Source organism: Streptococcus suis (genome assembly GCF_002960445.1).
GTDB classification, from domain to species: domain Bacteria; phylum Bacillota; class Bacilli; order Lactobacillales; family Streptococcaceae; genus Streptococcus; species Streptococcus hyiners.
The window spans coordinates 1-13,076 of record NZ_POJD01000294.1; the positions used below are offsets into that span (position 1 = coordinate 1).

A 13,076-nucleotide genomic window follows, 5' to 3' on the forward strand; every position below is an offset into this window, starting at 1 on the left:
TCTAGTTTCTCAGAGACAGACTTTGGACTTCTTTTGGACATAATAAAACTCCCTTTATAGTTTCTAGTGAAAATTTTTGTTTTTTCACTGTCCACTATAAGGGGAGTATATCAATATGACAGTGGGGATTTGTTCATTACAAACTCTTCAACATATTCTCAATATGCTGGATAGATTTTTCACGGCCGAGTAGGTAAATGGTATTTGGCAACTCTGGTCCATGCATTTCGCCTGAAACGGCGATACGGATTGGCATGAAGAGGTTTTTGCCCTTGATGCCTGTTTCTTTTTGAACAGCCTTAATTTGTGGGAAGATATTATCTGGTTGGAAATCTTCGTCCGTCATGGCTTCCAATTTTTCCTTAAGAGCATTGAGGACAGTCGGAACAGTTTCACCTGCCATGACTTCTTTTTCCTCATCCGTCAATTCTGGGAAATCAGAGAAGAAAAGGTCTGTCAAACCAACGATTTCATCCGCAGATGACATCTGTGGCTTGTAGAGTTCCACCAATTTTTCTGCCTTGTCTGTCAAGCGACCAGCCTCTTCCAAGAATGGTTTAGCAAGATTGAAAATAGTTTCCAAATCAGCATTTTTGATGTACTCATTGCTCATCCAGTCCATTTTCTTCTGGTCAAAGGCAGCGGGTGACTTGCTGAGACGGTTCTCATCGAAGAGTTGGATAAATTGCTCACGGGAGAAGATCTCTTCCTCACCACCCGGGTTCCAACCCAAGAGACCGATAAAGTTGAAAACAGCCTCCGGCATATAGCCTTTACGACGGTAGTCCTCGATAAACTGAAGGGTGTTGGTGTCACGTTTAGACAACTTTTTACCAGTTTCAGAGTTGATAATCAAAGTCATGTGACCAAATTCTGGCGCTTCCCAACCAAGTGCTTCATAGACCATGAGCTGCTTGGGTGTATTGGCAATGTGGTCATCCCCACGGATAACGTGTGAGATTTCCATCAAATGATCGTCAATAACTACGGCAAAGTTGTAGGTTGGGTAACCGTCGCGTTTCTGGATAACCCAGTCGCCACCGATGTTGCCACCTTCAAACTCGATTTCACCCTTAACCATGTCATTCCACTTGTAGATACCAGCTTCATTGACAGCCAAGCGAACAGTTGGGACAATGCCAGCCGCCTCACGCTCTGCGATGTAGGCCGTTTTTTCATCCTCAGACATGCCAAGGTATTCGTTGATGTAGCGAGGTGTTTCGCCTGCAGCTTCCTGACGCTCACGCTCCGCCGCCAACTCTTCTTCGGTCACGTAAGACTTGTAGGCCTTGCCTTCTGCCAAGAGCTCATCCACATACTTCTGGTAAATGTCCAAACGCTCAGACTGGCGGTATTGCTCATGGGTTTCTGGACTTTCATCCCAATCAATACCCAACCAACGCAGGTTTTCCAGCTGAGAACGCTCTCCGTCTTCCACATGGCGCTTGCGGTCTGTGTCCTCGATACGAATAAGGAAAGTACCGCCGTGATGACGAGCAAAAAGATAGTTAAACAATGCAGTACGAGCATTTCCGATATGCAAAAGTCCCGTTGGACTTGGTGCGTAACGCACACGAATTGGTTTGGTCATGTTTCTCTCCTGTAAAATTTCAATCAAGAACATTATAGCATAGAACACCCCCAGATAACAGAAAAATCAGTCTAAACAGACTGATTTTGAGGTGTTTTTTGGTTGCGTGCCAGCCAGTAGAGGACATAGAGGACTAACAAACCAGTTGCAGCTAGGAAAAGACCGCTAATCTGATCTACTGTTAGCACCAAGACCAGACCTGATACCAGTAGTCGAGTAAAAGCTTGACCTAGCATAAAATAGGTTGATACCGCTCCGCCAATGGTCGCCAACTGCTCCTCTGGCATAGAATTGACAAACTTAGCATTAAACTTAGGTCCACTAGCTCCTGAACTAATCCCCATTGTGGTAAGGAAGAAGAAAATAATTGGCAGTTGATGTAGCAACATTCCGACAAACACGCCAAGTAGAGAGAAAGTGGCTGCCACTTCCAGCGTCACCATGCTGGTCTTTTTGAAGAGGCTAAAGACCAAGGTTGAACCCAAGATATTGCCAACAAAGAAGATCAGAATAGTCAGGGCAAGAGTTGTTTGAACATTGAGGAAGACGAGGGCTGGGTCTTCGCTAATCAGCAGGACCAGAATAGGATAGAGAATAGCTCCGCAGGCATTGATAAGGGGGCTGGTAATCAGGACCAGACGGAACTCGGGAATCTTGCGCAGCTCCACGATGGCTTGCTTGAAAGAAGCTAAAATGCCCGGTCCCTTGGTTTTTTGCTCAGTCTGGCTCGGCTGCTCTGCTATTTTCAAAGGCTGCTCCGTCAGGAGTTTGCGAAAGGCTGGCGTCAGCAGCTGCATGATGAGGAGGGAGGCTAAAAAGGTGCCGGCGTTGAGAAAGGCCAGGTTTTGGTAGGAGAGGAGGCCGACCAAGAGGGCAGAGAGGGCCTGAAAGGCGATGTTGAGGAGGCTGGTCACGGTCTGGCGAAAGGCCGAGTACTGCTCCCGCTCTTCCTTGGGCGCTACGCGTAATCCCAGAGGTGTATAGAGGCCGTTTTCATAGAAGCCAGCGAAGTCTGCAAAGACATTGAAAGTTGCAGCCACCACGACAATCCAGAGGGCTGGCTCAAAGCCCATGCAGAAGCCGAGGATGAGGTAGAGTACAACACGAAAGAGAAGGGTCAGCTTGATAGTGCCGATTTTGTTGACCGTCTTGTCTGCCAGATAGCCTGTAAAGAGCCCCATAAAGCTAGGGAAAATTTCCGAAAAGGTCACAATCGCCAGAGCCAGACGACTGTTGGGTACCAACAAAACATAGTTCATTAGGGCCAGATAATAGACCACATCGCCAAAATTGGACAACATATCCGCAGTCAGTACCCATAGGTAAGTAGCATTTTTCAAAATCTTTTTCATGATAATCCCTTTCTTTTGGTTAATTTTCGGAATATTCTGACTTTTTATTCTGCAGGAGAGCCTAGATAGACTGCTCTCTGTTCACTCTAGGTGTAATAGATATTCAAAGTGGAGAAGGCCATATCTCCTGTGATATGCAGCATCTTTTCTCCCATACCAGTTGCATAGTTATTGACAGCAGACATGGAGCTATCTAGCTCCACGACCGCCTGCCAATTTGCCGGCAGATAAAGATTAACTGATGAGAAAGCTGCATCTATATGAAATTCAGCCTTATCTCCCAGAATAATCGCCTGATCAAAATAAACCATACTAGAGCCAAAGGCCACTTCCACACTATCCTGGATAAAATTTTCCTCATGAATGTAGCGAGTAGAGGAGCCGAAAGCTATTTCCCGACCCTTGTCACCAATCACCCCTGTACCAACTCCATGAGCCGGTCTACGCTTCTTCGGTTTAAAAATCAGTTTCAAGCCAAGGCAGAGCAGGACAAGTGACAGAACCATGTTCCATGTCCCAAACTCCACCCAATCATAAACTGAGTTCACCGCTATAAAAGCCAGACCGAAACAAAAGATACTGGCAAGCCAATCCAGCTTCACCAAGCGGTGAAAACCAGTCACAAAGGTTAAAACAAACCAGACTGTTGTCCAAAATGGCAGAGCCAAATGCAAACCCAGTGAATCCCTAACTAGGACCAAGACTGCTAGGACCAGCAGGGCAATCCCTAAACCATATTTTTTCATCTCTCTACCTCACTTCTCGTAACTTTTCTTTTAATAAATGATAATAATGCCGCGACACGTGGACTTCCTTGTGGGTCTGATAGAAGGAAATCCGACTAGTTCCTGAAAAGGATTTGTCTAGTGAATAAACGGCCTTGCTATTGGCAATGGTTGACTTGGAAACCCGACAAAAATAAGCAGGGAGGCAGTCTTCCAGTTCATAGAGTTTCATCTTGACTTCATAGGCATCATCCCTGGTATGCCCCATCATCTTGGTTCCATCCGTTTCAAAAAAGAGCAGGTCTTCTAGTTTCAAGAAATATTCACTGGTTCCTTTGTAAAAGACAAGCGAGGGACGGCTAACCTGTTGCAAAGCCTGCTGGATGCGTTCCAACTCCGGTCCTAGTTGGCTACTTCTGATAATCACTTCGACTTGCTCTAAGCTATCATCTAATTCAATCCGAACTTTCATAAGACCTCCTTTGCTTTTTCTGGTTTTATTATATCAACTTACTCGAATTTTGCAAGGGCATTTCAGCAAGTGGTCAAAAAATGCCAGTAAGTGGTATAATTGGACACTCAAAAAACCAGCCGTAGCTGGTTGAGTATTAGAAAATCGCATCAAGAAGAGATGTACTACCTCCTCCACCATCACCACCTGTTACGATATGGCTACCGATAACTTGAGCAAAGGTTTCAATATTCAAACTCTGCACATAGATTTCCCCATAGCCAGAGAAGGTATTAACAATCCCTTCGCCAGTACCAATGGATTGTAGGAAACCATTTTCCATGTGAATATCGTAGTTGAGGTCACGGCTCCAAGCTACCACATGGGCATTATCAATGGTAATACTCCCGCCATCCAATTCAATCTTCTTAATCGACCCGAAAGCATTTGCCAAGAGGGTACCCTTACCCTCAGTCGTCATAACAAAGAGGCCACCCTGACCACCAAAGAAGGCACGACCAACACTTTGGCGTTCCATCTTATACTGAGCTGAACCATCAAGGGCAAGAAATGCGCCATCATTAAGGCGGTATTGTTCAGCCCCAAGTTCCAAGGCAATGACCTGCCCCGGAGTTGATGGAGCAAGAGCAATCTTCCCATCATCACTATTGGAAATGGCTTGCGTGATAAACATGGACTCACCTGATACCATAGAACGACCAATGGCACCTATGAGCTTACCAAAACCAGAGCCTCCACGGGCATTAAGCTTGGTATTCAAGGTCACGCTCGGCGTATGGTAGACCATGCTTCCCTGTTGAATATAAGCTGATTCCCCAGCTTCTAAGGCGATTTCCACTAAAGGAAATTGCATATTGCTGTCGATTGTGTATTTCATACGGTTGTCTGACATAGTTGCCTCCTATTTTTTACGAAATGTACCTGTTAACCACAGGATTGCTATAATAAACCAAAAACAAGCTAAAACAAACCAAATCATTATTAACTCCTTTTGTATTGTTTCTATAACACAATTCTACAACTTAAACTAAACCCTGTCAAGTATCTTTGTAAAAAAATAAAGGAATCCAAACAATTAGATTCCTCCTGTCATCATATAACCTCTGTCATACGGCCCGTATCCACATCATAAATAGCCCCTGAAATTTCAACGTCGTCAGGTATGAGCGGAGATTGTTTTAAGAGAGCAATATCCTCCCGCACGCTTTCTTCAATGTCTGTAAAAGGAAGAAAGTCCTGACCAACCACATCCACTCCCAAATCTCGCTTGAGTTGGACCGCAAAGTCCTCATTGGTAAAGGTCTGGGCACCGCAGTCTGTATGGTGGAGCACCACGATTTCCCGCGTACCAAGTTGCTGCTGGGAAATGACAAGCGAACGAATCATGTCTTCCGTCACGCGCCCACCTGCATTCCGCAGAATGTGGGCATCACCCAGAGCCAAGCCCAAGGCCTGCGCCACGTGAAGCCGTGAGTCCATACAGGTCACGATAGCCACCTTGGTTTTGGGCTTAAGCGGCAGGTGATAGGTACCATGCAGGTCAACATAGGCCTTGTTGGCCTTCATAAAATTTTGAAAATAAGACATAGGACCTCCTTGTCTGATGAGAATTTCTGAAATTTTCAGAAATAAGTTAGACCTAGCTTATCACATTCCCGACCATTTGTCGCAAAAAGAGGAGCGACTAGCTGTCACTCCCGAATGATTTTATCAGTTGAATACTTTCTGCAAGACTTCGCCAATGGTGGTCACGCCGATAACCGTGATTTCCTTGGGCACCTTGATACCTGTCAGGGAATTTTTGGGGGCATAGACCTTGGTAAAGCCCAATTTGGCGGCTTCGTTAATCCGTTGTTCAATCCGATTGACGCGGCGGATTTCCCCTGTCAGACCAATTTCGCCTATAAAGCACTCTTGTGGGTTGGTTGGCTTGTCCTTGTAACTGGAGGCAAGGGCAACTGCGACTGCCAGGTCAATAGCTGGCTCATCCAGTTTGACACCGCCTGCTGACTTGAGGTAGGCGTCTTGGTTTTGAAGAAGCAGGCCTGCCCGTTTTTCCAAAACCGCCATAATCAAGCTGGCACGGTTGAAGTCCAAGCCTGTCGTGGTCCGCTTGGCATTGCCAAACATGGTCGGCGTCACCAGAGCCTGCACTTCCGCAAGAATGGGGCGGGTACCCTCCATGGTCACGACAATCGCCGAGCCAGTCGCCCCGTCCAGACGCTCTTCCAGAAAGACCTCACTGGGATTGAGAACTTCGACCAAGCCCTGCGATTGCATTTCAAAAATGCCGATTTCGTTGGTAGAGCCAAAGCGGTTTTTGACCGCCCGCAAGATACGGAAGGTGTGCTGCCGCTCGCCCTCAAAATAGAGGACGGTATCCACCATGTGCTCCAAGGTCCGCGGTCCAGCCAGGGTACCTTCCTTGGTCATGTGGCCGACGATAAAGGTTGCGATATTGTTGGTCTTGGCAATCTGCATGAGCTCATTGGTCACTTCACGGACCTGACTGACAGAGCCTTGCACGCTGGAGATGTCCGGACTCATGATGGTCTGGATTGAATCGATAATCAGGAAATCTGGCTTGATTTTCTCAATCTCGGTCCGAATGCTCTGCATATTGGTCTCCGCATAGAGATAGAACTCGCTGTCAATGTCGCCCAAACGCTCGGCACGGAGCTTAATCTGCTGGGCAGACTCTTCCCCCGACACATAGAGGACTGTGCCAATAGTCGAAAGTTGGGTCGATACTTGCAGGAGCAAGGTGGACTTGCCAATCCCTGGATCGCCTCCAATGAGAACTAGACTGCCCGGCACCACTCCACCACCGAGGACGCGGTTGAACTCCTCCATGTTGGTCTTGGTGCGAGCCACTTGAATGGAGGACACTTCATTGAGCTTCATCGGACGGGTCTTCTCACCTGTCAGGCTGACCCGCTCATTTTTGACTTCCGCAACTTCCACTTCCTCGACAAAGGAGGACCAGGAGCCACAGTTGGGGCAACGGCCCAGATACTTGGGCGAGTGGTACTCGCAGGATTGACAGACAAAGGTTGTTTTTTTCTTAGCGATGGTAATTCTCCTTTTCTAGTTTAGCAAGAAAAAGTCTTCTTTTGATTGGCTCTAATTGTAGCAATAGGAACATACACCATGAAAATGAGGGAGACATGAACAAGAACAAAAAAGAATGCGTTATAAAATAGAGAATGCCTGTTATTCCTGTCGCAAGTCCAAAACCAACTACAAAGTATAAAATGGTATTGGCATGAGCAACGCTTGACTTGACGAACGCTTCAAATTGCTCGGGGCTCTCAAAATGATAAACCTCAATCTCTATTTCTAAAGACTTAAATCGACGCAAAAAAGCTACTGCCGCAAGGTAACCAAGAAGATAGTAAAACAGTAAGACTAGGAAATTTGCCTGGTATCCTTTTGTATCCAACTGTCTGATGACTGTAGTTGCCAAGAGTATCAATCCCGCAGGAGCTTTATAATTCGGTTTTACACCGTCTGGGTTTGTCTTAGTGATGTAATAATGTTGGTATGTTTTCCTATCCACCATAATGGAATAGTCGCCTATTGTTCCAACACCGAAATAAGAACTCAGTTTATCCTTCATTTATTTCCCCGTCGAGCCAAATCCGCCCGTCCGAACACCGTCGGCCTGGTCGCCGTCAGCCAAAAGGAAGGGGGCAAAAACAGCCTGTACGATCCGCTCGCCAGCTTCCACCACGACGGTTTCCTCGGTGATGTTTCGCATTTGGGCAAAGATGTGGCCTTCATTGGCTGGACTGCCATAGTAGTCGCCGTCAATAACTCCAACTGAGTTAATCAGGACCAAGCCCTTCTTGCGAGGGTTGGACGAGCGGTCGTAGAGATAGAGGACTTCGTTGGCCTGCATATAGGCCTTAACACCAGTCGGCACCAACTTAATCTCACCTGGCTCCAAGCTGACGGTCTCCGCAGCTTTCAGGTCATAACCTGCTGCATGAGCGGTCTCACGTTTTGGTAATAAGTTTTCATCTGTAAACTGGCTAACCAGTTCGAATCCACGGATTTTCATAATATTTTTTCGATTTTCCTTTCAAATGGTGATTTAATAAGGTTTCTAGCACCTTGTGAAAAGTTGTTTTTGTAATTTGTGGACCATTTTGTACACCTAGAGACTATTTATGGCTTTTTCATAATATGAAACTGCCTCTTTTTCTTTATCTTTGGATAGGTGCCCATAAGTGTCTAAGGTCATTGAAATGTTAGAGTGTCCAAGACGATATTGGAGTTCCTTGTAACTAATACCAGCGTTTAACAGTAAACTAGCGTGAGTATGGCGGAATGCGTGACAAATAAAGCGAGGAGTATCCAAGGCCTTACACCGACGGTTTATAATTTCTTGCAGTGAAATCCGTGGGAGGTATTCCCTAACCGTTGTAGCAAAGACAACAGAGGGAGCGCACGCGCCGAGCTCAAGAAACATCAAGCGTTGGCGGTTTCGATATTGTTTCAATAAGAGAGCTGTTTTTTTGTCTATGCTGATGATACGAGTACCTGCCTTTGTCTTTGTTGTCCCGATTATATGCAGTTCCATGCTATAGGTTTTACTGATTGATATTGTGCCGGCTTCTAGGTCAATATCAGACCACTCCAGGGCAGACAATTCACCAATACGGCAACCAGTGGCCAGTAATAACTTAAAAATAACATATTGGTAATACTTGCTAATTGTTCAGCATGATCAAGAAACTGTTTTAGGTGTTCAGGTTCGATAAACCTGACCGCCTCACGTCCCTTTTTCTGCTTTTTGGGTAAGATAACATCACGAGCTGGATTTGTGGCCAGAACTTGCAACAGTACCCCATGTTGTAAAATTCTATTATTGATTGAATGAATAGCTTTAAAATTTACCAACTTAGGAGCCAGACCATTAACAAACTGCTGAATAGTGGCTGGTACTATCTTATCTAGTTTCATTCCTCCAAATATTGGAATAAGGTGGTTATATAGTTGCCTTTTGGTTACTACAAAAGTCTGAGGCTTTACTGTTAGCTTGTAACTTTCTAGCCAAAGGTCAGCTAATTCTCGATAGATTTTTACTTCTACTTCCTTTTTTACCGTTGAACCATTTTTGGCAAACTCAATCGGCGCGTGCTTTGCTTTCTGTTTTAACTTCTGTTTTTGTCCTACCTGTTACGCTAGTTTTTACTTTCTTGCCAGTAATGGCATCTACCCCAAGATAGACACTTGCACGGTAAACAATGCTACCGTCTTTTTTTGTTACTTCAATAATCTTCATGATTATAAACCTTTCCATCAGCAGGCAAGCTATTATTAAAAAGATTTTAGAATGTTTTAGGTTTATATCATGCGTAGGCTTACGAGAATAGCCCTATTCTCGTTTGTCTTGGGTAAGTCAGTAATTTATATGATTAAGGGTAAAAATGCGATTATCGCTGATTTAAAGCTGTTTTTTAGGGTTCTTTGACAAAGGTAGCTTATTAGTTAGCTAACAAAATACTTTACATTTTCCACGCGCGTGGTATAATATAATTAACAAGATAACTTGCGAAGGATTAACGTTGTGTTCCCGAATGGGAGTAAGTCAATGGACGAGAATTCACATATGCCTGGGGTTATCTTATTTTTTTGTCTTCTTTTTCAAGTTTTCTACGAATGCTTCAGGGCTTCGTTCAATCTCTTCAACGATAAAATCACAGAAAGCGGGAGCGTAGCTATAACGATTGCCAATTTTATAATGGTAGCAGTAGCGTTCGTCTTTCTTAATATCGTAAAATGCATTAAATAGTTGTAGGTCGTTTGTTGTAAATGGCCTTTTTTGCTTTTCACCACCTACTATTTTTGTTAATAAAATTCCTTTGGATTTTAAACGCTTATTAACAATTTTGATAACTTCTTTAGTAGTTAATGGATAGATTGCATTTGGATCTTTAATTTCCCGAAGTATACTGACACTTGTTTCAGCACCATTATCAAACTTAACTACCAAATCAGCATCTTGTTTTCGCTTAGTAATGTAGAATCGTGTTTCTACTGGAATAGCATAATCAGAATTGCTAGCAGATATCTCGCTTTCAATCTTTGCTTGTTCAGATAGTAAACGTTCTGCCATTTTTGGAGAATACTTAGCTCTAATTTCTTCTTGATTAAGTTGGTCAATACGAACAGATAGAGTCAGGAAATTTTGTGCGATTTGTTTAGTAATATCTTCCTGGTGGAACTCTTGCATTTTAGAAATGTAATTAGACACACAAGCTTGAAACAACGGGGCATAGATATGTTCGTAATCTTCTGTTATAAAGTGAGTACTGGTGTTCCTAAGTTCAATAATTTGGACAAGGTTTTTTCTCAACGATCCATGTTTATCTGGAAATACTGTTTCTACTGCATTTTCCAATGAGATAGTTCGGTCTTTGCTGTCCTTAAAGTAGATAGCTTCCTCACTGTCATTATTAATGATATGAGCCTTTAACATCAACTCCCAGGCGTTACAAATAAAGAAACTAAAGCCCTCAATTCGATACTTAATCGTTGGTTTATTATAAATTTCAAGACCCATAATGAAAGCTTCAACACTTTTATCAACCAACCTTTTACTTAAATTCTCCATATATTTCCTTTCTATTTGGTTTATATTACAGTTTATGCCAATTGTTGTTATACCATTCCCGTACGGCATCTCTTGGGAAGGCTAATCTTCTTCCTCGGCCTCTATCAATCTTGGGGAAATCTTTCCGATAAATAAATTCATGCAAGCGACTTGTAGAACAACCGAGCAAAGTTGCCAATTGTTTTTGGTTAAGTTCCAGGGGCAATGTCTGATCAATATCAATGACTTTTGTTTTTTCAATGATTACAGCCTGGACCATGTCACCGAATTTATCAGCCATTTGTTGCATTAATTCATCCATATTTTCACACTTTCTTTATTATGTATTTCTTATTAGCAATGTATCATACATCATTTTCTTCTTTTTATTCATAGTATTCATTCGCACTTTTCGTCACAAATGCAAAAAGTGTTGTTAAGGGAAAGGCATACTCGTCATCAAAGCGGGCTGCACGTAGCCACAAGTCTTGGTCAACCTTGCGAAGATAGACACTACGTGGGAAGGAGAATTCTTCTTCCAACTGAGGCGACAGCAGGCAAATGGCTCCGTCTGGTGATTTCCCTTTGGAGAGTACAGTATCCTGGCTGACTTCCTGTTCCAACAAGGCCAACCGAAGATAAACTCCCAGAGGAGCTGGTGGTAGTTGATAACCCCTCTCCACGGCTCTCTCCTCTATCTGAGGAGCAGTTGCTTCCCTATCAAACCCCATATCAACCAGGCTGACAATCTCAACCAAGCACTCTTGCTGCTCCTCCACTACTTGATATGCAGACTGGGCTAGGTAGGTCTTGAAATAATCATTTACCAAAATCCCCTTGTCATCTAAGTAGGCAAGGATTTCTTCCTTTTTCAGGGGAAATAATTCAACTCGAACGCTCTGTCTTTTCATAGGTCTATTATACACTAATTCGCAAAAGCCTGCGATATTTAGCAAAAAACACCTGACAAACAGGTGTTACTACTATAAACTAGAAGATCTCGCTGGTTTGAATCAGTTTCAAAACATAGTCCAAGTCTACATCTCTTTCCAAATGCTCAGGTGTCCAGGGAATGTAAATATCTGGCTCAACGCCTCTATCTGTCATCCCATTTCCCTTATCAATTTCCAAACTACGTGAGGTCGGATACATCAGGTAATCGTCGCCAAATTCTGCAAAACAGCAGTTGGAATAATCTAAGATACCCAAGGTCGCCCGCCCAACCACTGTGACTTTTGGAAGTGGTTTAAAGGTTTGGACAAAATTATCTCCTGAAGAGGCACAACGAACATCTGACAAGATATAAATCTTATTCGGTCCACCTTCAAGTCCTCTATATTCTGCCAAGTAATCTTCCTCGTCATCTGCACAGACAAAGCCAGCACCCTGATGTACTTCCAAGTCTGCCAACAAACTTTCTGTAAAGGCTCGACTTTCTGCTGAAAGATGAGGATCCCGCAAATCCTGCTCGAACAACTTACGTCGGTGAGCAACATTTGTCGGTGTATAGAGAATCTCCATGCCTGCCTCATCCGTCACCATATCTTTGTAGGATTTCCCTGCTGGCAAGGCATATTTGAACAAGGGCCAATAGAGTGAATCACTGCCACCACTGTTGACACGGACATCAATAATCAAGTTTTTTACCATGGGCAACAGAGGCTCTATCTGGGTATAGAGCTGTCCAATTTTCTCTTCGTCATAAAAGTTCTCCATTTTCATATAGAGAGTATGGTCGTCTAGCCAGTTCCAAGCAAATGCTCCCTGCTCTGCTGAATCTTGACAATCTCCAATCTCTACTTGCAAGAACTGACCATTACGAAAAAGACTGACCTGCTCTGCTTTTTTGACCAAATAAGCCCACTCCATGTACTGTCGCTCAGGCGTCGGACTGACAAAAAAGGCTTGGTGCTCCTGATAAACTTGGTCAAGAGGTTGACCACCTATGGCGATAATGCGGTCGCCCACCTCAAGACCGTTGCCACTATCACTGTCTAGCACATAGAGGGAATCTTCATGCCGACGCAGGAAAGCACCCAATCTTGGTGCGACAGGGGAATGGTACCAGATATGACCCAGCACACCAAAGCTAGCTAAGTAAGTCCGAACCAGATAGATAAAGTCTTCTTTGGGCAAGTCTGTCAGTAACTGGTCACGATAAGGAGTCGGATCCGCCCCCTTTTTGTCCTTTTTAGTAGACGAATCTTCCTGCATGATGCCTACAATCGTATCAAATATCTCTAATTGGGTCATGAGTAGCTCCTTCAAAATATAAGTTTATTTCAGTATAATCTGTCGCCAGGCTGATGTCAAGACTGGAAAAGTCTGAAACAAA

13 protein-coding genes and 1 pseudogene are annotated in these 13,076 nt (G+C 44.0%); all 14 read right to left on the minus strand.

All coding sequences use genetic code 11. The features are described from left to right. Window positions 1–136 precede the first annotated feature (136 nt). The 14 genes and pseudogenes from gltX to C1G53_RS10430 all read right to left on the minus strand — a co-directional run bounded on the left by gltX (window position 137) and on the right by C1G53_RS10430 (window position 12,994). Window positions 137–1,591, minus strand: coding sequence for a glutamate--tRNA ligase (gltX, locus tag C1G53_RS10365; RefSeq protein WP_105118598.1), 1,455 nt, complete (start codon window positions 1,589–1,591; stop codon window positions 137–139). Between the two features lie 71 nt (window positions 1,592–1,662). Then, on the minus strand, window positions 1,663–2,943 hold the full coding sequence (locus C1G53_RS10370; protein ID WP_105118599.1) for an MFS transporter: 1,281 nt from the start codon (window positions 2,941–2,943) through the stop codon (window positions 1,663–1,665). Between the two features lie 86 nt (window positions 2,944–3,029). Next, window positions 3,030–3,689 (minus strand): LiaF transmembrane domain-containing protein, encoded by a 660-nt coding sequence (locus C1G53_RS10375; protein WP_105118600.1) that lies wholly within the window; start codon window positions 3,687–3,689, stop codon window positions 3,030–3,032. 4 nt (window positions 3,690–3,693) lie between these two features. Then, window positions 3,694–4,140 (minus strand): LytTR family DNA-binding domain-containing protein, encoded by a 447-nt coding sequence (locus C1G53_RS10380; protein ID WP_105118601.1) that lies wholly within the window; start codon window positions 4,138–4,140, stop codon window positions 3,694–3,696. 136 nt (window positions 4,141–4,276) lie between these two features. Next, complete coding sequence (locus C1G53_RS10385; RefSeq protein WP_105118602.1) at window positions 4,277–5,032, minus strand: TIGR00266 family protein; 756 nt, start codon at window positions 5,030–5,032, stop codon at window positions 4,277–4,279. Between the two features lie 200 nt (window positions 5,033–5,232). Next, window positions 5,233–5,727: a beta-class carbonic anhydrase gene (locus tag C1G53_RS10390; protein WP_105118603.1), complete on the minus strand. Its 495-nt coding sequence runs from the start codon at window positions 5,725–5,727 to the stop codon at window positions 5,233–5,235. A gap of 123 nt (window positions 5,728–5,850) precedes the next feature. Then, complete coding sequence (radA, locus tag C1G53_RS10395) at window positions 5,851–7,218, minus strand: DNA repair protein RadA (protein ID WP_024393368.1); 1,368 nt, start codon at window positions 7,216–7,218, stop codon at window positions 5,851–5,853. Further along, window positions 7,205–7,759, minus strand: coding sequence for a hypothetical protein (locus C1G53_RS10400; protein WP_105113412.1), 555 nt, complete (start codon window positions 7,757–7,759; stop codon window positions 7,205–7,207). The genes radA and C1G53_RS10400 overlap by 14 nt, the downstream gene beginning before the upstream one ends. Continuing rightward, window positions 7,760–8,203: a dUTP diphosphatase gene (locus C1G53_RS10405; RefSeq protein WP_105118604.1), complete on the minus strand. Its 444-nt coding sequence runs from the start codon at window positions 8,201–8,203 to the stop codon at window positions 7,760–7,762. A 96-nt stretch (window positions 8,204–8,299) separates the two neighbouring features. After that, window positions 8,300–9,430, minus strand: a pseudogene (locus C1G53_RS10410) (tyrosine-type recombinase/integrase). 342 nt (window positions 9,431–9,772) lie between these two features. After that, window positions 9,773–10,762, minus strand: coding sequence for a DUF3644 domain-containing protein (locus tag C1G53_RS10415; RefSeq protein ID WP_105118605.1), 990 nt, complete (start codon window positions 10,760–10,762; stop codon window positions 9,773–9,775). A gap of 25 nt (window positions 10,763–10,787) precedes the next feature. Then, a complete protein-coding gene (locus C1G53_RS10420; RefSeq protein ID WP_024386188.1) occupies window positions 10,788–11,063 on the minus strand; it encodes a helix-turn-helix transcriptional regulator in 276 nt (91 codons plus the stop codon). 64 nt (window positions 11,064–11,127) lie between these two features. Continuing rightward, window positions 11,128–11,652, minus strand: a complete 525-nt coding sequence (locus C1G53_RS13195) for a hypothetical protein (protein WP_105118606.1) — start codon at window positions 11,650–11,652, stop codon at window positions 11,128–11,130. A 79-nt stretch (window positions 11,653–11,731) separates the two neighbouring features. Further along, entirely contained in the window at window positions 11,732–12,994 is a 1,263-nt protein-coding gene (locus C1G53_RS10430; protein WP_105118607.1) for a S41 family peptidase, read from the minus strand. Window positions 12,995–13,076 lie beyond the last annotated feature (82 nt).

Coding starts and splice junctions, on each gene's coding strand:
- gltX (WP_105118598.1), bottom strand. CDS start 1,591: ATGACCAAACCAATTCGTGTGCGTTACGCACCAAGTCCAACGGGACTT.
- C1G53_RS10370 (WP_105118599.1), bottom strand. CDS start 2,943: ATGAAAAAGATTTTGAAAAATGCTACTTACCTATGGGTACTGACTGCG.
- C1G53_RS10375 (WP_105118600.1), bottom strand. CDS start 3,689: ATGAAAAAATATGGTTTAGGGATTGCCCTGCTGGTCCTAGCAGTCTTG.
- C1G53_RS10380 (WP_105118601.1), bottom strand. CDS start 4,140: ATGAAAGTTCGGATTGAATTAGATGATAGCTTAGAGCAAGTCGAAGTG.
- C1G53_RS10385 (WP_105118602.1), bottom strand. CDS start 5,032: ATGTCAGACAACCGTATGAAATACACAATCGACAGCAATATGCAATTT.
- C1G53_RS10390 (WP_105118603.1), bottom strand. CDS start 5,727: ATGTCTTATTTTCAAAATTTTATGAAGGCCAACAAGGCCTATGTTGAC.
- C1G53_RS10400 (WP_105113412.1), bottom strand. CDS start 7,759: ATGAAGGATAAACTGAGTTCTTATTTCGGTGTTGGAACAATAGGCGAC.
- C1G53_RS10405 (WP_105118604.1), bottom strand. CDS start 8,203: ATGAAAATCCGTGGATTCGAACTGGTTAGCCAGTTTACAGATGAAAAC.
- C1G53_RS10415 (WP_105118605.1), bottom strand. CDS start 10,762: ATGGAGAATTTAAGTAAAAGGTTGGTTGATAAAAGTGTTGAAGCTTTC.
- C1G53_RS10420 (WP_024386188.1), bottom strand. CDS start 11,063: ATGGATGAATTAATGCAACAAATGGCTGATAAATTCGGTGACATGGTC.
- C1G53_RS13195 (WP_105118606.1), bottom strand. CDS start 11,652: ATGAAAAGACAGAGCGTTCGAGTTGAATTATTTCCCCTGAAAAAGGAA.
- C1G53_RS10430 (WP_105118607.1), bottom strand. CDS start 12,994: ATGACCCAATTAGAGATATTTGATACGATTGTAGGCATCATGCAGGAA.